Here is a 17,704-nt window from a genome sequence, read left to right as displayed (position 1 = left end):
AACGAGCGCGCCCAGAAAGCATCTCTGCAGCCTCTGGAAAGTCCAGATCGCTGCGGGTTAGAGATGCCGCTGGGCGCGCAAGATTAACAGCAATTGCTTACGGTTGGATCAATGCACATCCTTCCAGTATTCGCGCTTAAGCAGATAAGCGAATACGAAGAAGAAAGCCAGGTACAGCAAGACATACGTCCCGATGCGCTGGTGTTGCAGTTTGACCGGGTTGGCCGAATAGGCCAGGAAGGTCACCAGATTCTTGACCTTCTCGTCAAACTGCTCGTCAGTCAACGAACCAGGGGTTTCTATCTTCAGTTGATCGCACGCTTCATGAGTCAAAGGCGTACCGGTCAACGGATCATATTGCTTCTTGCCGTCTTCGACGACCTGAACCTGCTTGCATCCTACCACTTGCTTGCCTTGCAGGCCGACCAGAACGTTAGGCATGCCGACGTTCGGGAACACACGGTTGTTCACGCCATAAGGGCGCGCCGGGTCCTCGTAGAAGGATTTCAGGTAGCCGTAGAGCCAGTCGGTGCCGCGTACACGTGCCACCAGGGTCAAGTCAGGCGGTGCTGCGCCGAACCAGGTCTTGGCGTCGGCAGGCTTCATGCCGATATTCATGTGGTCGCCGATCTTGGCACCAGTGAACACCAGCTTCTCCAGCATCATTTCATGGGGGATACCGAGGTCATCGGCCACCCGCTCGTAACGCTGGAACTTGGCACTGTGGCAGCCCATGCAGTAGTTGGTGAAGGTACGCGCACCATCCTGCAAGGCGGCCTTGTCTGATACGTCGATATCGACTTTTTCCAGTTCCGGGCCGCCGTGCTCGGCAGCGAAGGACAGTAGCGGCAGCGCCGCAAGCATCAATGCAACGAATAATTTTTTCATCAGCCAGTCACCCTTTCCGGAACCGGTTTGGTCTTCTCGAGCCGGGTGTAGAACGGCATCAGAATGAAGTAGGCGAAGTACAGGAAGGTGCAGACCTGCGACAGCAGCGTACGCTCCGGGGTCGGCGCCAATACGCCCAACACGCCCAGAATCACGAATGCAATGCAGAACACCCACAGCCAGATTTTGCTCAGCCAGCCTTTGTAGCGCATGGACTTGACCGGGCTTCGGTCGAGCCACGGCAACACGAACAGCACCGCAATGGCCGCGCCCATGGCGATGACGCCCATGAGTTTGTCGGGGATCGCCCGCAAGATCGCGTAGAACGGCGTGAAGTACCAGACCGGGGCAATGTGCTCAGGTGTCTTGAAGGCGTTCGCCTGTTCGAAGTTAGGCTTCTCGAGGAAATAACCACCCATCTCCGGGAAAAAGAACACGATCGAGCAGAACACGAAGAGGAACACGACCACGCCGACAATGTCTTTCACGGTGTAGTACGGGTGGAACGGGATGCCGTCCAGCGGGATGCCGTTCTCATCCTTGTGCTTCTTGATGTCCACGCCGTCAGGGTTGTTGGAACCCACTTCGTGCAGCGCCAGGATGTGCAGCACCACCAGGCCCAGGATCACAATGGGCAGCGCCACGACGTGCAGGGCGAAGAAGCGGTTCAGGGTGATACCGGAGATGAGGTAGTCACCGCGGATCCACTGGGTCAGGTCGTTGCCGATGACCGGAATGGCACCGAACAGCGAGATGATCACCTGGGCGCCCCAGTACGACATCTGGCCCCATGGCAGCAGGTAGCCCATGAAGGCTTCCGCCATCAGCGCCAGGTAGATCAGCATGCCGAACACCCACACCAGCTCCCGTGGTTTCTGGTACGAACCGTAGAGCAGGCCACGGAACATATGCAGGTAGACCACGATAAAGAACGCTGACGCGCCGGTGGAGTGCAGCAGGCGCAGGATCGAGCCGTACTCGACGTCACGCATGATGTATTCGACGGAAGCAAACGCCTCTTCCGCCGACGGGGTGTAGCTCATCGTCAGCCAGACACCGGTGACGATCTGGTTGACCAGCACCAGCAGTGCCAGGGAGCCAAAGAAGTAGAAGAAGTTGAAGTTTTTTGGCGCGTAATACTTGCTGAGATGGTCTTCCCACATTTTAGTAGCGGGGAAGCGTGCATCCACCCAATCCATGAACTTGCTCATCACGCGTTCTCCTTATCGAGGCCAATGACAATGAGGTCGTCAGTTTCGTAGGTATGCGGAGGCACGGGCAGGTTCAAGGGAGCGGGCTGGGACTTGTAGACGCGTCCCGCCAGATCGTAGTGGGAGCCGTGGCAGGGGCAGAAATAACCACCGACCCAGTCTTTACCCAGATCGACTGGGGCAACTTCCGGGCGGAAGGTGGGTGAGCATCCCAAGTGGGTACACAGGCCGACCAGCAGCAGAATCTCTGGCTTGATCGAACGTGCTTCGTTTTTGGCGTAGGCGGGTTGGTCGGATTTCTCAGATTTGGGGTCAGACAGCTGGCCTTCGATCTTTTTCAGATTTCCCAGGATTTCCTCCGTACGACGAACAATGAATACCGGCTGGCCGCGCCACTCAGCAATCATCTGCTGGCCTGGTTCGATCTTGCTGATATTCACCTTCACCGGTGCACCTGCGGCTTTCGCCTTGGCACTGGGAAACCATGACCCCACGAACGGGACCGCAGCCCCCACCGCTCCTGCAGCACCCACCACGGATGTGGCTGCTACCAAGAAGCGACGCCGGCCTGCATTCACGCCGTCATTGCTCATTCAGTCCTCTCCCATCAGCTTTTTGGCCTGTTAAATCAGGCGTCTACTAAGTATTAAATCTGAACTTATAAAAATTTTGCCGAATGGTAATGAAAAGCCCCACGTCTGACAAGGGAATTGCCCGGGGCTCCGCCTCCAGGCCTTGTAGTATAGGGGGTCTACGGATGTGGCAAGTTGTCACGGTGAAAAATGTGCATAAATCGCAGGCAATAAAAAACGCCCAGCTCCGTAAGGAGGCTGGGCGTTTTTGTGGAACGTAAAGCGAATTAACGCTTCGAGTACTGCGGACGCTTACGCGCTTTACGCAGACCGACTTTCTTACGTTCAACTTCACGGGCATCACGAGTCACGAAGCCAGCTTTGCGCAGAGCGCCACGCAGGGTTTCGTCGTACTGCATCAGAGCGCGAGTGATACCGTGGCGGATTGCGCCAGCTTGACCACTTACACCGCCACCGATAACGGTGACGTAGATGTCGAACTTTTCAACAGTCTCGGTCAATTCCAGCGGCTGACGAACTACCATGCGGGCAGTTTCGCGACCGAAGAAGTTATCCAGAGTGCGGTTGTTGATCGAGATGTTACCAGTGCCCGGACGCAGGAAAACGCGTGCGGTTGCGGTTTTGCGACGGCCAGTGCCGTAATTTTGAGTCGCCGACATAATGAACTATTCCGTTAAAACTTCAGTTCTTGGGGCTGCTGAGCAGCATGAGGGTGTACAGCGCCCGCATAGACTTTCAGCTTGCGAAACATATCGCGACCCAGTGGGCCCTTCGGCAGCATGCCTTTGACCGCGATTTCGATCGGGGCTTCAGGCTTCTTGGAGATCAGGCCTTCAAAGTTGGAAGACTTGATACCGCCTGGGAAACCGGAGTGACGGTAGTACATTTTGTCTTGCGCTTTGTTGCCGGTAACACGTACCTGCTCAGCGTTGATGATCACGATGTAGTCACCGGTGTCAACGTGAGGGGTGTACTCAGGCTTGTGCTTGCCACGCAGACGGCTGGCGACTTCAGTGGCCAGACGACCCAGGGTCTGACCAGCGGCGTCGACGACAAACCAGTCGCGCTGAACTGTTTCCGGTTTTGCAGTAAAAGTTGTCATTCTTTAATAGCCTCAGGGGCCGCCCTGTAAATTAGACGGCGGATCTTACTGAATAGTGCTTACTTTGACAAGTCAAAGGCAGCCGGATACAGACGCTATCGGGGGCTCGGGTCGGCGCGTCCGTTCAACGGCAAGATTCTTCGGCAGGCGGCGCATCACTTCCACTGCAGAAAGAGGTGGGCAATTATGCAGATTGCGAAAAAAAATTCAACCTGCTTTTATGATTGTTTTCCCTGAAGGAGCACCCGATGGATTATCGACAGCTGGGCCGTACGGATCTGAACGTGAGCGCGATAGCCCTGGGCACCATGACCTGGGGCGAGCAGAACAGCGAGGCAGAGGCCTTCGCGCAGATCGAAAGGGCCAAGGCGGCGGGGATCAACTTCCTCGACACCGCAGAAATGTACCCGGTGCCGCCCAAGGCCGACACCTATGCCACCACCGAGCGTTACATCGGTAATTACTTCAAAAGCCGCGGTGACCGCGGCGACTGGATCCTTGCCAGCAAGATCGCCGGCCCCGGCAACACCATCGACTACATCCGCGACGGCCACCTGCGCCACAACCGCAAGCACATCGTCGAGGCACTGGACGCCAGCCTCAAGCGCCTGCAAACCGACTGGATCGACCTCTACCAGTTGCACTGGCCGGAGCGCAGCACCAACTTCTTCGGCCAACTGAGCTACAAGCACAAGGACGAAGACGACCTCACCCCGCTGGAGGAAACCCTCGAAGCCCTGGACGAGCAGGTCAAGGCCGGCAAGATCCGCCATATCGGCCTGTCCAATGAAACCCCGTGGGGCACCATGAAATTCCTGGCCCTGGCCGAAGCCCGTGGCTGGACCCGCGCGGTATCGATCCAGAACCCCTACAACCTGCTCAACCGCAGCTTTGAAGTAGGCCTGGCCGAAGTGGCCATCCGTGAGCAATGCGGCCTGCTGGCTTACTCGCCCCTCGCGTTCGGCATGCTCAGTGGCAAGTACGAAGGTGGCGCACGCCCGGCCAAGGCGCGCCTGACCGAGTACAGCCGCTTCAGCCGCTACTTCAACCCGCAGTCGGAGGCGGCGTGCAGCCGTTACGTGGCACTGGCGCGGGAGCATGGCCTGGATCCGGCGCAGATGGCGTTGGCGTTTGTGACCCAACAGCCGTTCGTGACCAGCAACATTATTGGCGCAACGTCGCTGGAGCAACTGGACAGCAACATCGCCAGTGCTGATCTGAAACTGTCGAAAGAGGTATTGGAAGGGATTGAGGCGATTCAGAAGGATCATCCGAATCCTGCACCTTGATTGATCTGTAGAGCGCTATCGGGGGCTTGCCCCCGATGACGCATTCAAGACCAGCAAAAATCAAAGCGCCCGCGCAATGATCTCCTTCATGATCTCGTTGGTCCCCGCATAAATCCGCTGCACCCGCGCATCCGCCCACGCCCGCGCAATCGGGTATTCCCACATGAAGCCGTAGCCGCCGTGCAACTGCACACACTCGTCGAGCACCTTGCATTGCAGGTCCGTGGCCCAGTACTTGGCCATCGCTGCAGTGGGCACATCCAGCTTGCCTTCCAGGTGCAACGCCATGCATTTGTCGACGAATACGCGGCCGATCTGAATTTCAGTGGCCATCTCCGCCAGCTTGAAACGGGTGTTCTGGAAGTCGGCAATCGCCTTGCCGAACGCCTTGCGCTCTCGGGTGTATTCCAGGGTCCACTGCAACGCCGCCTCGGCGGATGACAGTGCGCCAATTGCCACCGTCAGCCGCTCCTGGGGCAACTCCTGCATCAAGTAGGCGAAGCCCATACCCGCCTGGCCCAGCAGGTTTTCCTTGGGCACCCGCACGTCCTGGAAAAACAGCTCCGAGGTGTCCTGGGCCTTCATGCCGACCTTCTCCAGGCGCTTGCCCTTGGCGAAGCCGGGCGTATCGGCTTCCACCAGAAACAGGCTGGTGCCCTTGGCACCGGCCTTGGGATCGGTCTTGGCGACCACGATCACCAGCTCAGCCAGGTACCCGTTGGTGATAAAGGTCTTGGAGCCATTGATCACGTACTCATCACCGTCCAACACGGCGGTGGTCTTGACCCCTTGCAAGTCGGACCCGGCACCCGGCTCGGTCATGGCGATGGCCGTGACCATCTCGCCGGAGATCAACTTGGGCAGGTACTTGTGTTTCAGCGCTTCACTGCCGTAATGCAGGATGTAGGGCGCGACAATGTCCGAATGCAGGGAAAAGCCGATGCCAGTCAGGCCCAGGCGACTGATCTCTTCGATCACTACCGCGCTGTAGAGAAAGTCCGCGCCCAGCCCGCCGTACTCCTCCGGCAGATGGGAACACAACATCCCCGCCTCCCCCGCCTTGCTCCACAGGTTACGGTCGATATAGCCCTGCTTCTCCCATTGCCCGTGAAACGGTGCAGCGTCTTTTTCAAGAAAGGTGCGCACGCTCTGGCGGAAGAGTTCGTGCTCCGGGCTGAACAAGGTTCTCGGAATCATGGGTCACCTGCGTGGATTGTCGGACAAGGACGAACCCACAGAGCCTATGCCCCGATGGCATCACAGGACACTGGACACATGCGACAAAAAATAAGACGATCCAGCCGTCTGGTGACCACTTTCCCCTATAAGAATAAATGAAATTATGTCTAACCAAATCTCCACGCCGTTGCGGCGCGTCAGCATTTTGGCCATTGATCGGGTATTCGCTTCAACCCTGATGCAAGCCAAGGATTTCTTCCATCTCGCCAGCCTGCGTTATGGCAAACAGCAAGGCCTGGGCCTGACCCCAGCGTTCGAAACGCGCCTGGTGAGCCCCGACGGAAAATCGGTGCGCAGTTTCAGTGATGTGATCATGCCGGTGGACGGCGGCCTGGAAGACGCCGACATCATCGTGCTACCAGCCTTCTGGGATGACTTCGATGCCCTGTGCGCACGCTACCCACAAGTGCTGCCGTGGCTGCGCGAACAGCATGCACGGGGCGCGGTACTCTGCGGCGAAGCCACCGGGGTGTTCTGGCTGGCCGAAGCCGGCCTGCTCGATGGCAAGGAGGCGACCACCTACTGGCGTTTCTTCAACGCGTTCGGCGAACGCTTCCCCAAGGTCCAGCTCAACCAGGACAAGCACCTCACCGACGCCGACAACCTGTATTGCGCCGGCGGCACCACCTCGGCGTGCGACCTGTATATCTACCTGATCGAACGCTTCTGCGGCGCCAACATCGCCCAGGCCGTGGCCCGCGACATCCTCTACGAAGTGCAGCGCAGCTACTCGCCGGGACGTATCGGTTTTGGCGGGCAGAAGCTGCACCAGGACGTGATCATCCTGCAGATCCAGCATTGGCTCGAAGAGCACTTCGCCGACAAATTCCGCTTCGAAGACGTCGCCCGGGAACACGGCATGAGCATCCGCAACTTCATGCGCCGCTTCCAGACCGCCACCGGCGACAAGCCGCTGCACTACCTGCAACGGCTGCGTATCGAGACGGCCAAGGGCCTGCTCTCGGGCAGCCGCAAGAGCATCAAGACCATCAGTTATGAGGTGGGTTACGACGATGCGAGTTTCTTTGCGCGGTTGTTTCGCCAACACACCGAGTTATCGCCGAACCAATACCGCCAGCAATTCCAACAGGCTGCGTAAGCAAATGTGGGAGGGGGCTTGCTCCCGATAGCGGTGGATCAGTCAGTGCATCTGTTACTGAAAGACCGCTATCGGGGCAAGCCCCCTCCCACACTTGACCTACATCGGTCTTAGGGTTTGTGCCCGCGCGACAGGAACTCGTGGGACTGCATTTCCAGCAAGCGGCTCAATGTCCGTTGGAATTCGAAGTTCAAGCGCCCGCCGGTATACAGGTCCTTGAGTTCGACTTCCGCCGAGATGATCAACTTGACGTTACGGTCGTAGAACTCGTCGACCATGTTGATAAACCGTCGTGCGATATCGTCGGTGGTGACGCTCATCTGCTCCACGCCGCTGAGGATCACCGCGTGGAAGATCTTGCCCAGTTCGATGTAGTCGTTCTGGCTGCGCGGGCCGTCGCACAGTTGGCGGAATTCGAACCAGGCCACGTCATCGCAGGTACGCAGGGCGATGATTTCGCGGTTCTCGATCATCAGCTTGTCGTTTTCCACCGCCTGGGTGCATTCCGGCGTAAGGGCGCGGAAGCTTTTGCGCAGGCTTTCGTGCGCCGCTTCGTTCAGCGGGAAGTGGAACAACTCCGCTTGCTCGAGGTGACGCAGGCGGTAGTCGACGCCGCTGTCGACGTTGACGATCTCGGTGTTCTGCTTGATCAGCGCGATGGCCGGCAGGAAGCGCGCGCGCTGCAGGCCGTCCTTGTACAAGCCGTCGGGCACGATGTTCGAGGTGGCGACCAGGGTCACGCCGTTCTTGAACAACTCTTCCATCAGGGTGCCGAGGATCATGGCATCGGTGATATCGGAGACGAAGAATTCATCGAAGCAGATGACCCGCGCTTCATCGGAGAAACGCTTGGCGATGATGGTCAGCGGGTTTTTCTCACCCGGCAGGGTCTTCATCTCTTCGTGCACGCGCTTCATGAAGCGGTGGAAGTGTGTCCGTACCTTTTCCTTGAACGGCAGCGCCTCAAAGAACGTATCGACCAGGTAGGTCTTGCCCCGGCCTACACCGCCCCAGAAATACAGGCCCTTGACCGGCACGTGGTCTTTCTTGCCGAACAGCTTGCTGAGCATCCCCGGCTTGCTCTGTGAGGCCGCGACCAGGTCGTCGTACAGGCGCTGCAAATGACGCACCGCCGTTTCCTGGGCCGCGTCATGGAAGAATTCAGGGCGTTTCAGATCAGCTTGGTATCGTTCTAGGGGCGTCATAATTTCGTTAGCAAGGCAACAAAAACGGGCCGTCACTGTAACGACGGCCCTGGATAATGGCAATCAACCCTTGGTCGGGTTAATCCTCGATTGGGGTCAACGCGATGCGCAAGGCTTCGATGGCGGCATCACGGGATGCGGCATCGGCGAACTCGGCGCTGTCGGCCACTGCGGCACCGTCCAGCCATACGCTGAAGCTCAGGGCTTCGCTGCGTACATCCAGCGCAGCGCCACTTTGCAGTTGCTTGGTCACCGCGCCGGCCGCCTTGCCATCGGCAAAATTGCGCGACAGCAGCAACTGCTCGCCATCGGCGGCCAACAGGCGGAAGCGGAAGCTGCCGTCGTCTTCACGGAAGCTCACGAAACGCGCGGCTTTCGCGGCTTTCTTCTTGGTCGCAACCGGCGCCGCAGCCTGGTTGACGAACGAACGCAGGCCCACCGCTTCACGCAACTCGGCCAGGAATGGCGCGGCTACGGCACGGGCTTTCCTGGCGCCGACCTGCAACAGGTCTTCCATGTCCGACGGGCGCGACATCAACTGGTGGTAACGCTCGCGCGCCTCGCCCAGCTGGCTGTCCAGCAGTTGGAACAGACGATTCTTCGCCTCGCCCCAGCCCAGGCCTTGCAGCAGGTCGCCGCGGAACGCTTCTTCCTGGGCCTTGCTGGCAAACGCCTGGTAGAGGGTGAACAGGTGCGAGTTGTCCGGGTCCTTGGCTTCGCCGGGCGCGCGGGAGTCGGTGACGATCCGCGAGATGGCGTCTTTCATGTCCTTGGCGCTGGTGAACAACGGGATGGTGTTGTCGTAGCTCTTGGACATCTTGCGACCATCCAGGCCCGGCAAGGTGGCAACGCTTTCCTCGATCAACGCCTCGGGCATGGTGAAGAATTCTTTACCGTTGCCGAACAGGTGATTGAAGCGCTGGCCGATGTCGCGGGCCATTTCCACGTGCTGGATCTGGTCGCGGCCCACCGGCACCTTGTGCGCGTTGAACATCAGGATGTCCGCCGCCATCAGCACCGGGTAGCTGTACAGGCCCATGGTGATGCCCGCATCCGGGTCTTCGCCGGTCTCCACGTTCTTGTCCACCGAGGCCTTGTACGCATGGGCGCGGTTGAGCAGGCCCTTGGCGGCGACGCAGGTCAGCAGCCAGGTCAGCTCGGGGATTTCCGGGATGTCGGACTGACGATAGAAGGTCACCCGGTTCACATCCAGGCCACCGGCCAGCCAGGTCGCCGCGATTTCCATACGCGAGCGCTGGATGCGCTGCGGGTCATCGCATTTGATCAGGGCGTGGTAGTCGGCCAGGAAGTAGAAGGAGTCGGCATTGGCATCCTGGCTGGCCAGGATCGCCGGGCGGATCGCACCGGCGTAGTTGCCCAGGTGCGGCGTGCCGGTGGTGGTGATGCCGGTGAGGATACGGGTACGAGTCGTCATGGGTAATCGCTTATCAGACTGCTATCAATTCGAGAGGCGCGGCAGCACCAGATCCTTGAGATCGGTGAGCTTGCCATGAAAAAAGTGCCCGCATTCTGCCACTTTCAGCAGCTCATGGGGGCGTTTCAAGGCGGCGGACCAGTCGTAGACGGTTTGCGGGTCGACCACTTCGTCGGTTTCCGGCTGGATCAGGGTCAACGGGCAGCTGTGGGGCAGCACATCGGTATCGCGCAGGCGCATAACCGCCGCGGCGACCATGAACAGGTGCGCGAGCTTTTCGCCTTTGGCTTCCAGGCGGCCGCCGAGGCTTGCCGCCACGTAGCCACCAAAGGAAAAACCGAGCAGGGTGATCGGCAGGTCGGGGTGTTTTTCACGCAGCCAGGTGGCAGCCGCTTCGGCATCGTCCACTTCACCGGTGCTCATGTCGTGGGTGCCGGCACTCGCGCCGACGCCGCGGTAATTGAAACGCAAAGTAATCAACCCGGCATCACGAGCTGTGCGTTGCAGGGTCGAAACGACTTTATTGAGCATGGTCCCGCCCTGCACCGGATTAGGGTGGCAGATCAGCGCCAGGCCACGTGGCTCGGGGTGATCCAGGTACAGGGCTTCCAATTGGCCTACCGGGCCATCGATCAAAACGGGGGTTTCACGCATGAGCAAGGAATGAACTCCGTGACCTCTCAAAGGGTCGACTCGTCTAGCTAAAAGTCTGTGCATGGCATCATTGCGAGCTTAATCGCGGTATACAGCGCAGGTTTGAGCCGTTAACGTAAAGCAAAGCCGTTTATAGAGGAAGGACTCGTGGAACACTCGCTCTTAGTTTGGTTGTTGCCGACTCTCGCCTTGGTTGCCGGTGTCGCCATTGGATTCCTGGTTGCCCGCCTGCTGCCGAATGCCGCGCCTAACCGCACGCAGCGTCAGTTGGATGACATTCAGGAACGTTTTGACAGTTATCAGAACGAGGTTGTTACCCACTTCAACAGCACCGCGACCCTGGTCAAGAAACTCACCCAGAGCTACCAGGAAGTACAGGATCACCTCGCCGATGGCGCAAACCGCCTGGCCCTCGACGACATCACCCGTCAGCGCCTGCTGGCCGCGCTGCATTCCGATGCACCGCAAACTCCGCGGGAACGCCTGACTCCGCCCCGGGAGAACCAGGAACCGCCACGGGACTACGCGCCAAAAACGCCAAACGCCCCGGGGATGCTGGATGAGCATTACGGCTTGAAGAAGTAAGTTATTTTCAAGCAATAGAAAAGCCCGGTTGATCGCTGATCAACCGGGCTTTTTGTTGGGCATCATTCTCCAGAACATTGGGCCTCAGGCCACAGGTTGCTCTTGAAGCCACCCACCCTCGATCCGCACATGCCGCCCATGGAAACGCTTGAGGCTGCTGCGGTGGCCGACGCTGACAATGCTCAACCCCGGCAGCTCATCAATCAACGCCTGATACAACGTCGCCTCATCTTCTTCATCCATCGCCGACGTCGCCTCGTCCATGTACAGCCATTGCGGCGCGAACAACAAGGCACGGGCAAAGGCCAGGCGCTGTTGCTCGCCGGGCGAGAGCATGCGTTGCCAATGGTTGGCTTCGTCCAGGCGCTCCACCAGGTGCGGCAGGCGACAGGTTTCCAGGACCTGTGCATAACGTTCTGCCGAATAGACGCTGTCGTCCTGTGGGTAACTCAACACCGCCTTGAGCGTGCCGATCGGCAGGTAAGGCTTCTGCGGCAGGAACAGGTAACGCCTGGCCGGCAGGCGAATACTGCCGTGACCAGCCGGCCACAGATGTCCCATGGCGCGCAGCAAGGTACTTTTGCCGCTGCCGGAACGGCCGCTGAGCATGACGCGCTGGCCCGGTTCAACGATCATGTTGGCGTCGGTCAGCAGGTGGCGACCATCCACCAGGTTCAAGCCCAGACCTTGCACCACAAGACGCTCGCCTTCAGCGCTGACGTCGATGGCAGCTGGGCGCTGCTCGTTTTCACGCATGGCCTGCTGAAAACTCAGTAGACGATCGCTGGTCGCGCGCCAACCGGCCAGGTCGGCGTACGCGCTGATAAACCAGCTGAAGTTGCCCTGCACGTTGCCGAACGCCGAGTTGATTTGCATCAGCTCGCCCAGTTCGATCTTGCCGGAAAAGTAGCGCGGGGCAGCCACGATAAACGCAAAGACGATCGCAATCTGTTCATAGCCGGCAGTGAAGAACGTCAGGCGCTTGGACACCTTCATGATGTCCCAGTAGTTATGCCAGACCTTCCCGAACCGCGCGCTCAAACGCTGATTCTCATTGGGTTCGCCGTTGTACAGGGCGATGCTCTCGGCATTCTCCCGCACCCGCACCATGGAGAAACGCAAGTCCGCTTCGAAGCGTTGCTGCTGGTTGCTCAAGCCGATCAAACGACGACCGATCAGATGGGTCAGCCAACTGCCGACACCGGCATAGACCAATGCACACCAGAACATGTAGCCGGGGATGGTGATACCGAACACTTCAATACTGCCGGACACGCCCCACAGGATGATGGAGAACGACACCAGGCTGACCACATTGCGCAACAGCCCAAGGCCAAGACTCAGGGTGTTCAGGGTAAAGCTGTTGAGGTCTTCGGAAATCCGCTGGTCCGGGTTATCGGTGTAGCCGCCCTGCTCGAGCTGGTAGTAGTTCTTGTCGCCAAGCCAGCGGGCAAAATACTTTTCGGTGAGCCATGCACGCCAGCGAATGGTCAGCATCTGGGTGAGGTAGAGGCGGTAGACCGCGCCGAGAATCGCCACCGTGGCGATACCGCAGAAGTAAACGATCTGTTGCCAGAAGGCCGCGGTGTCCTTGTTTTCCAGGGCGTTGTAGAAGTCCTTGTACCAGTGGTTGAGCCACACGGAAATGGCCACGCTGAACAGCGACAGGCCAATCACCACGGCGAGCAACAACCAGGCCTTACCCTTCTCTTCACTTCGCCAATAAGGCGTGATCATCCCCCAGGTTCGGCGAAAAAATTGCCCACGCACAGCGTCATTGACCGCAGAGTACTCAGCGTTCTGATTCATCGTTCAGGCTCGTAGGGAGGAAGGCAGGCGTTTGAACCGATCATAGGTGATCGGTTCAGGGTTCCGTGCGGCCTGAAGCAGGCTGTTCAGCTTAGGTTCAGCGTCGTACCGGACGCTTCTGCAGCTTGCGTTGCAGGGTGCGCCGGTGCATGCCCAGGGCGCGGGCAGTGGCGGAGATATTGCCTTCGTGTTCGGTGAGGACGCGCTGGATGTGTTCCCACTGCAGGCGGTCCACCGACATCGGGTTTTCCGGCACCAGGGTGTCGAGGTCGGCGTGCTCGGACAGCAACGCAGCCAACACATCGTCGGCATCCGCCGGTTTGCACAGGTAGTTGCAGGCACCGCGCTTGATGGCTTCGACAGCCGTGGCAATGCTGGAGTAACCGGTGAGGATCACCACGCGCATTTCCGGGTCGAGTTCCAGCAGCTTGGGCAACAGCACCAGGCCGGAATCGCCGTCCATTTTCAGGTCGAGCGCGGCGTAGTCCGGCAAGTCGGCCTGGGCGATGGCCAGGCCTTCTTCGGCGGAGCCGGCGGTGCTCACGCGAAAGCCGCGACGGCTCATGGCGCGCGCCATCACGCGGGTAAACGTGGCGTCATCATCTACCAGCAACAGGTGCGGCAGTTCTTCGCCTTCGACTTGGATCTCGTCACTCATCGATATCTCCTCGTGCGACACGGGGCAGGCGCAGCTCGGTGAGCGTACCGCCTTCCTCATGACTATAGAGCTTCACTGAGCCGCCCGCGCGGGTCACGCTGGCCTTGCTCAAAAACAGGCCCAGGCCGAAGCCTTTGCCCTTGGTGGTAAAGAAAGGTTTGCCGATCTGCTCGGCGATGGCCAGCGGCACGCCTGCGCCGTGGTCGCGAATGCTGATCGTCAAGTCATCCACATCCCAATCCAGCCGGACTTCCAGGCCTTCGGGGCAGGCGTCGGCGGCGTTGTTCAGTAGATTGAGCAAGGCTTGGGTCAGGTCCGGCGGAGGCGCCAGGCGCGGCACGGCCCCCTGCCCCAGCAGATGGAAACGGTAGCTGGCTTCGGGGCGCATCAGGTGCCAGCGGTTCAGGGCTTCGTCGAGCCACTGGGTCACGTCCTGCATCTCGACCGCCAGGCGGCGATTGGCTTCAGCCGCGCGTACCAGTTGCTGCAAGGTTTGCTTGCATTGCTTGACCTGTTCGCGCAGCACGCCGAGATCCTCTTGCAGCGCCGGGTCGTGATGGTCCTGGGTCATTTCGTTGAGCAGCACGCTCATGGTCGCCAGCGGCGTGCCCAATTCGTGAGCCGCGCCGGCGGCCTGGGTGGCGACGGCGAGCAGTTGCTGGTCACGCAGGCCTTCTTCGCGGCGAATGGCGCGCAGTTCTTCCTGGCGGCGCAGCTCTTCGGCCATGCGCGCAGCAAAAAAAGTGATCACGGCGGCAGACAGGGCAAAGCTCAGCCACATCCCGTAGATCTGCAGGTTTTCGCGGGCGATGGGGAATGTCTGCAACGGATAGAACCGCGCCAGCAGCAGGGTGTACAGGGTCAGGGCGATGCCCGACAGCACCACCGAGTAGCGCCACGGCAAGGTCACCGCAGCGATGGTCAATGGCACCAGGTAATAAGACACGAACGGGTTGGTGGAACCGCCGGAGAAATACAGCAACACACTGTGGATAAACAGGTCGCAGGCCAATTGCAGGGCGTATTCCAGCTCGGTCACCGGCCAGGTGGTGCGCAACCGAATGGCGGTAAACACACACAGCACGATGGAGAAACCCAGGGTCACGCCCAATTGCAGCCACGGCAGCGGCAGCAGGTCGAACCAATAGGCGAGCCCGACCGAACCAGCCTGCGCGGCCAGTACCAGGGTACGAATGAACGTCAGGCGCCAGAGGTTCTGGCGGGTGGCGGAAGTCAGTTTTACGGCGGCGAGCATGAGCTCTCCCGATGAGCGCTGCAGGCGGATCGGCAGGAGTATAAACGAAGCGGGCACGCTGGCATGGCGCGTGTGGCTCTTTGCCGCAGGCCGGGCGAACGACCGTTCGTCGGCGGCCGCACAATGTGTAGCGAATATGTAAACCCGAAGAACCCGACACCACCGTCTACAGTCATACCGATACGAACACCCTAAGGAGCTTCCATGTCTCGTTTCACTCGCAGTGCAGTTGTTCTCACCCTCAGCGCAAGCGCCCTGGCCAGCCTTCCGGCACTGGCCGCCGATGCACTGAATTACAACCAGATTTCCCTGCGCGCCGAGGTCAGCCAGGAAGTGGCCCGCGACAAAATGATCGTCACCCTCTACACCGAGTCCCAGAACGCCGACCCGGCCAAGCTCGCCGCCGAAATCACCACCACCATGAACAAGGCCCTAGGCCAGGCGCGCGAAGTCCAGAGCGTGACCTTGCGCCAGGGCAGCCGCAACAGCTACCCGATCTACGACAACAAGAACCAGAAGATCACCGGCTGGCGCGAGCGCGCCGAACTGCGCCTGGAAAGCGCGGACTTCCCGGCGCTGTCCAAACTCACCGGCGAGTTGCTCAATACCCTGAAAATGGAAAACATGGACTTCGCCATCGCCGACACCACGCGCAAGACCAGCGAAGACGCCCTGCTCAAGGACGCGGTCGCCGCGTTTAAAGCACGCGCGCAACTGGCCACCGATGCGCTGGGCGGCAAGGGCTACAAGATCGTCAACTTGAACTTCAACACCAATGGCTACCCACAACCTTATGCCCGTGGCGGAATGATGATGAAGGCGGCCATGATGGATTCAGCACCGACGCCGGAAGTGGAGGCAGGTACCAGCCAGGTCAGCATGAGCGCCGATGGGGTGATCGAAGTGCAGATGCCGTAACCCCTACCCGGCAAACCTGAACGGCGGTAACCTCGGTGACCGCCGTTTTCGTTTGGGCAGCGTTTATATGCCTGCCACTTCTAGGGGTCTCCATGGAAAGAACCACCTTCAAACCGCTCCTCCTTGCCGCAGGCCTGCTGGCCTTTATGCCGATGGCCCATGCAGCCAGCACCCTGGTCTACTGCTCCGAAGCCAGCCCCGCCGGTTTCGACCCCAGCCAGTACACCAGCGGCACCGACTTCGATGCGTCCGCCGAAACCGTGTTCAACCGCTTGACCCAATTCAAGCGTGGCGGCACCGAAGTCGAACCGGGCCTGGCCACACGCTGGGAGGTGTCCGAGGATGGCCTGGCCTACACCTTCCACCTGCGCGATGGCGTCAAGTTCCACACCACCGATTTCTTCACGCCGACCCGCGACTTCAACGCGGATGACGTGCTATTTACCTTCAATCGCCTGCTGGATGCCGAGAGTCCGTTTCGCAAGGCCTACCCTTCCGAATCGCCGTACTTCACCGACATGGGCCTGAACACCACGATCAAGAGCGTCGACAAACTCGACGAGCACACCGTGCGTTTCAACCTGAACAACGTCGACGCCTCGTTCGTGCAGAACCTGGCCATGAGTTTCGCCTCCGTGCAATCGGCCGAGTACGCCGCCCAGCTAATAAAGGAAGGCAAGGCCGAAGACATCAACCAGAAGCCGGTGGGCACCGGGCCATTTGTGTTCAAGCGCTACCAGAAGGACTCGCAGATTCGCTACGTGGCGAATAAACAGTACTGGAAGCCCGAGGATGTGAAACTCGACAACCTGGTGTTCGCCATCACCCCGGACGCCGCGTCGCGCCTGCAAAAGCTCAAGGCCGGCGAATGCCAGGTCAGCGGCTACCCGCGCCCGTCGGACATCGAGGTGATGAAGCAGGACCCCAACCTGCGCGTGCTGCAGCAAGCCGGTTTCAACCTGGGCTTCCTGGCCTACAACGTGACCCACCCACCGCTGGACCAGCTCAAGGTCCGCCAGGCCCTGGACATGGCCATCGACAAGCCGGCTATCATCAAGGCGGTGTACCAGGGCGCCGGACAATTGGCGCAGAACGCACTGCCACCCGCGCAGTGGTCTTATGACCCGACCATCAAGGATGCCCCGCACGATCCGACCAAGGCCCGCGCGCTACTAAAAGAAGCAGGGGTTGCACCGGGCACTACCATCAACCTGTGGGCAATGACCGTCCAGCGAGCTTCCAACCCGAACGCGCGCATGTCGGCCCAGATGATCCAGCAGGATTGGGAGAAAGTCGGCATCAAGGCCAATATCGTCAGCTATGAGTGGGGCGAATACATCAAGCGTGCCAAAAATGGCGAGCACGATGCGATGATTTATGGCTGGACCGGCGACAACGGCGACCCGGATAACTGGCTCGGCGTGCTCTACAGTTGTGCCGCGGTCAAGGGCAGCAACTACGCCAAATGGTGTAACCCGGCCTACGACAAACTGGTGCAGCAGGCCAAGGTCAGCAGTGACCGCGAGCAGCGCATCAAGTGGTATCAACAGGCACAAAAAATTCTTAAAGAACAAGTACCTATAACGCCCATTGCAAACTCGACGGTTTTCCAACCCCTGCGCAAGGAAGTGAAGGACTTCAAGATCAGCCCCTTTGGGCTGACACCGTTCTACGGCGTGAGTCTAGATAAGTAACATCAATGCCCCAACCGAGTGCGCTAGACGCCTCGGTTGACCCTATCTGGTGCACCTTGTGCACCGAAAA

At 59.5% G+C, this 17,704-nt stretch carries 17 protein-coding genes; 5 read left to right on the top strand and 12 right to left on the bottom strand.

Annotation, left to right across the window (positions count from 1 at the left end):
* Window positions 1-108 precede the first annotated feature (108 nt).
* From J3D60_RS25890 to rplM, 5 genes are all read right to left on the bottom strand, one after another.
* Window positions 109-888 (bottom strand): cytochrome c1, encoded by a 780-nt coding sequence (locus tag J3D60_RS25890; protein ID WP_253493295.1) that lies wholly within the window; start codon window positions 886-888, stop codon window positions 109-111.
* Window positions 888-2,099 carry a cytochrome bc complex cytochrome b subunit gene (locus J3D60_RS25885; protein WP_003171746.1) on the bottom strand — a complete coding sequence of 404 codons (1,212 nt, stop codon included), beginning with the start codon at window positions 2,097-2,099 and terminating at the stop codon, window positions 888-890. Before J3D60_RS25885 ends, J3D60_RS25890 begins: the two co-directional genes overlap by 1 nt.
* Window positions 2,099-2,692, bottom strand: coding sequence for a ubiquinol-cytochrome c reductase iron-sulfur subunit (gene petA, locus J3D60_RS25880; RefSeq protein WP_027604843.1), 594 nt, complete (start codon window positions 2,690-2,692; stop codon window positions 2,099-2,101). Before petA ends, J3D60_RS25885 begins: the two co-directional genes overlap by 1 nt.
* A 266-nt stretch (window positions 2,693-2,958) precedes the next feature.
* On the bottom strand, window positions 2,959-3,351 hold the full coding sequence (rpsI, locus tag J3D60_RS25875; protein WP_003171743.1) for a 30S ribosomal protein S9: 393 nt from the start codon (window positions 3,349-3,351) through the stop codon (window positions 2,959-2,961).
* Between the two features lie 14 nt (window positions 3,352-3,365).
* Entirely contained in the window at window positions 3,366-3,794 is a 429-nt protein-coding gene (rplM, locus tag J3D60_RS25870) for a 50S ribosomal protein L13 (RefSeq protein WP_003171742.1), read from the bottom strand.
* A 248-nt stretch (window positions 3,795-4,042) separates the two neighbouring features.
* On the opposite strand from rplM, the gene J3D60_RS25865 reads away from it, so the two are divergent.
* The gene (locus J3D60_RS25865) at window positions 4,043-5,083 is read left to right on the top strand and encodes an NADP(H)-dependent aldo-keto reductase (protein WP_253493294.1); all 1,041 of its coding nucleotides are present in this window, start codon (window positions 4,043-4,045) and stop codon (window positions 5,081-5,083) included.
* Window positions 5,084-5,143: 60 nt separating this feature from the next.
* Here the strand turns inward: J3D60_RS25865 and J3D60_RS25860 are convergent, their stop codons facing one another.
* Window positions 5,144-6,280, bottom strand: a complete 1,137-nt coding sequence (locus tag J3D60_RS25860) for an acyl-CoA dehydrogenase family protein (protein ID WP_065938511.1) — start codon at window positions 6,278-6,280, stop codon at window positions 5,144-5,146.
* A 220-nt stretch (window positions 6,281-6,500) separates the two neighbouring features.
* On the opposite strand from J3D60_RS25860, the gene J3D60_RS25855 reads away from it, so the two are divergent.
* Window positions 6,501-7,421: a GlxA family transcriptional regulator gene (locus J3D60_RS25855; protein WP_169899207.1), complete on the top strand. Its 921-nt coding sequence runs from the start codon at window positions 6,501-6,503 to the stop codon at window positions 7,419-7,421.
* A gap of 110 nt (window positions 7,422-7,531) precedes the next feature.
* Here J3D60_RS25855 and zapE read toward each other — a convergent pair whose 3' ends face one another.
* The 3 genes from zapE to J3D60_RS25840 all read right to left on the bottom strand — a co-directional run bounded on the left by zapE (window position 7,532) and on the right by J3D60_RS25840 (window position 10,715).
* The gene (gene zapE / locus J3D60_RS25850; RefSeq protein ID WP_027604847.1) at window positions 7,532-8,626 is read right to left on the bottom strand and encodes a cell division protein ZapE; all 1,095 of its coding nucleotides are present in this window, start codon (window positions 8,624-8,626) and stop codon (window positions 7,532-7,534) included.
* A gap of 79 nt (window positions 8,627-8,705) precedes the next feature.
* Window positions 8,706-10,061: a tryptophan--tRNA ligase gene (locus J3D60_RS25845; RefSeq protein WP_253493293.1), complete on the bottom strand. Its 1,356-nt coding sequence runs from the start codon at window positions 10,059-10,061 to the stop codon at window positions 8,706-8,708.
* A 24-nt stretch (window positions 10,062-10,085) separates the two neighbouring features.
* The gene (locus tag J3D60_RS25840) at window positions 10,086-10,715 is read right to left on the bottom strand and encodes an alpha/beta hydrolase (protein ID WP_065924314.1); all 630 of its coding nucleotides are present in this window, start codon (window positions 10,713-10,715) and stop codon (window positions 10,086-10,088) included.
* A 147-nt stretch (window positions 10,716-10,862) separates the two neighbouring features.
* Between J3D60_RS25840 and J3D60_RS25835 the strand changes: the two genes are divergently transcribed.
* Complete coding sequence (locus J3D60_RS25835) at window positions 10,863-11,300, top strand: YhcB family protein (protein WP_003171734.1); 438 nt, start codon at window positions 10,863-10,865, stop codon at window positions 11,298-11,300.
* 84 nt (window positions 11,301-11,384) lie between these two features.
* Here the strand turns inward: J3D60_RS25835 and J3D60_RS25830 are convergent, their stop codons facing one another.
* The 3 genes from J3D60_RS25830 to J3D60_RS25820 form a co-directional block, all read right to left on the bottom strand.
* Entirely contained in the window at window positions 11,385-13,109 is a 1,725-nt protein-coding gene (locus tag J3D60_RS25830) for an ABC transporter ATP-binding protein/permease (RefSeq protein WP_065938509.1), read from the bottom strand.
* A 97-nt stretch (window positions 13,110-13,206) separates the two neighbouring features.
* Window positions 13,207-13,767 (bottom strand): response regulator transcription factor, encoded by a 561-nt coding sequence (locus tag J3D60_RS25825; RefSeq protein WP_010565532.1) that lies wholly within the window; start codon window positions 13,765-13,767, stop codon window positions 13,207-13,209.
* Complete coding sequence (locus tag J3D60_RS25820; RefSeq protein WP_065938508.1) at window positions 13,760-15,022, bottom strand: ATP-binding protein; 1,263 nt, start codon at window positions 15,020-15,022, stop codon at window positions 13,760-13,762. The genes J3D60_RS25825 and J3D60_RS25820 overlap by 8 nt, the downstream gene beginning before the upstream one ends.
* Window positions 15,023-15,226: 204 nt before the next feature.
* Between J3D60_RS25820 and J3D60_RS25815 the strand changes: the two genes are divergently transcribed.
* Together J3D60_RS25815 and J3D60_RS25810 are read left to right on the top strand one after the other, a co-directional pair.
* Window positions 15,227-15,940 (top strand): SIMPL domain-containing protein, encoded by a 714-nt coding sequence (locus J3D60_RS25815; protein WP_065938507.1) that lies wholly within the window; start codon window positions 15,227-15,229, stop codon window positions 15,938-15,940.
* A gap of 92 nt (window positions 15,941-16,032) precedes the next feature.
* On the top strand, window positions 16,033-17,634 hold the full coding sequence (locus J3D60_RS25810; protein WP_253493292.1) for an ABC transporter substrate-binding protein: 1,602 nt from the start codon (window positions 16,033-16,035) through the stop codon (window positions 17,632-17,634).
* The last annotated feature ends 70 nt before the right edge of the window (window positions 17,635-17,704 follow it).

Source organism: Pseudomonas sp. S3E17 (genome assembly GCF_024168685.1).
GTDB lineage: Bacteria > Pseudomonadota > Gammaproteobacteria > Pseudomonadales > Pseudomonadaceae > Aquipseudomonas > Aquipseudomonas marginalis.
This window is presented reverse-complemented; position numbering and strand designations above follow the sequence as displayed.

Excerpts from the sequence above, each read along its gene's own strand:
- J3D60_RS25890 (WP_253493295.1), bottom strand. The coding sequence starts at position 888 with ATGAAAAAATTATTCGTTGCATTGATGCTTGCGGCGCTGCCGCTACTG.
- J3D60_RS25885 (WP_003171746.1), bottom strand. The coding sequence starts at position 2,099 with ATGAGCAAGTTCATGGATTGGGTGGATGCACGCTTCCCCGCTACTAAA.
- petA (WP_027604843.1), bottom strand. The coding sequence starts at position 2,692 with ATGAGCAATGACGGCGTGAATGCAGGCCGGCGTCGCTTCTTGGTAGCA.
- rpsI (WP_003171743.1), bottom strand. The coding sequence starts at position 3,351 with ATGTCGGCGACTCAAAATTACGGCACTGGCCGTCGCAAAACCGCAACC.
- rplM (WP_003171742.1), bottom strand. The coding sequence starts at position 3,794 with ATGACAACTTTTACTGCAAAACCGGAAACAGTTCAGCGCGACTGGTTT.
- J3D60_RS25865 (WP_253493294.1), top strand. The coding sequence starts at position 4,043 with ATGGATTATCGACAGCTGGGCCGTACGGATCTGAACGTGAGCGCGATA.
- J3D60_RS25860 (WP_065938511.1), bottom strand. The coding sequence starts at position 6,280 with ATGATTCCGAGAACCTTGTTCAGCCCGGAGCACGAACTCTTCCGCCAG.
- J3D60_RS25855 (WP_169899207.1), top strand. The coding sequence starts at position 6,501 with ATGCAAGCCAAGGATTTCTTCCATCTCGCCAGCCTGCGTTATGGCAAA.
- zapE (WP_027604847.1), bottom strand. The coding sequence starts at position 8,626 with ATGACGCCCCTAGAACGATACCAAGCTGATCTGAAACGCCCTGAATTC.
- J3D60_RS25845 (WP_253493293.1), bottom strand. The coding sequence starts at position 10,061 with ATGACGACTCGTACCCGTATCCTCACCGGCATCACCACCACCGGCACG.
- J3D60_RS25840 (WP_065924314.1), bottom strand. The coding sequence starts at position 10,715 with ATGCGTGAAACCCCCGTTTTGATCGATGGCCCGGTAGGCCAATTGGAA.
- J3D60_RS25830 (WP_065938509.1), bottom strand. The coding sequence starts at position 13,109 with ATGAATCAGAACGCTGAGTACTCTGCGGTCAATGACGCTGTGCGTGGG.
- J3D60_RS25825 (WP_010565532.1), bottom strand. The coding sequence starts at position 13,767 with ATGAGTGACGAGATCCAAGTCGAAGGCGAAGAACTGCCGCACCTGTTG.
- J3D60_RS25820 (WP_065938508.1), bottom strand. The coding sequence starts at position 15,022 with ATGCTCGCCGCCGTAAAACTGACTTCCGCCACCCGCCAGAACCTCTGG.
- J3D60_RS25815 (WP_065938507.1), top strand. The coding sequence starts at position 15,227 with ATGTCTCGTTTCACTCGCAGTGCAGTTGTTCTCACCCTCAGCGCAAGC.
- J3D60_RS25810 (WP_253493292.1), top strand. The coding sequence starts at position 16,033 with ATGGAAAGAACCACCTTCAAACCGCTCCTCCTTGCCGCAGGCCTGCTG.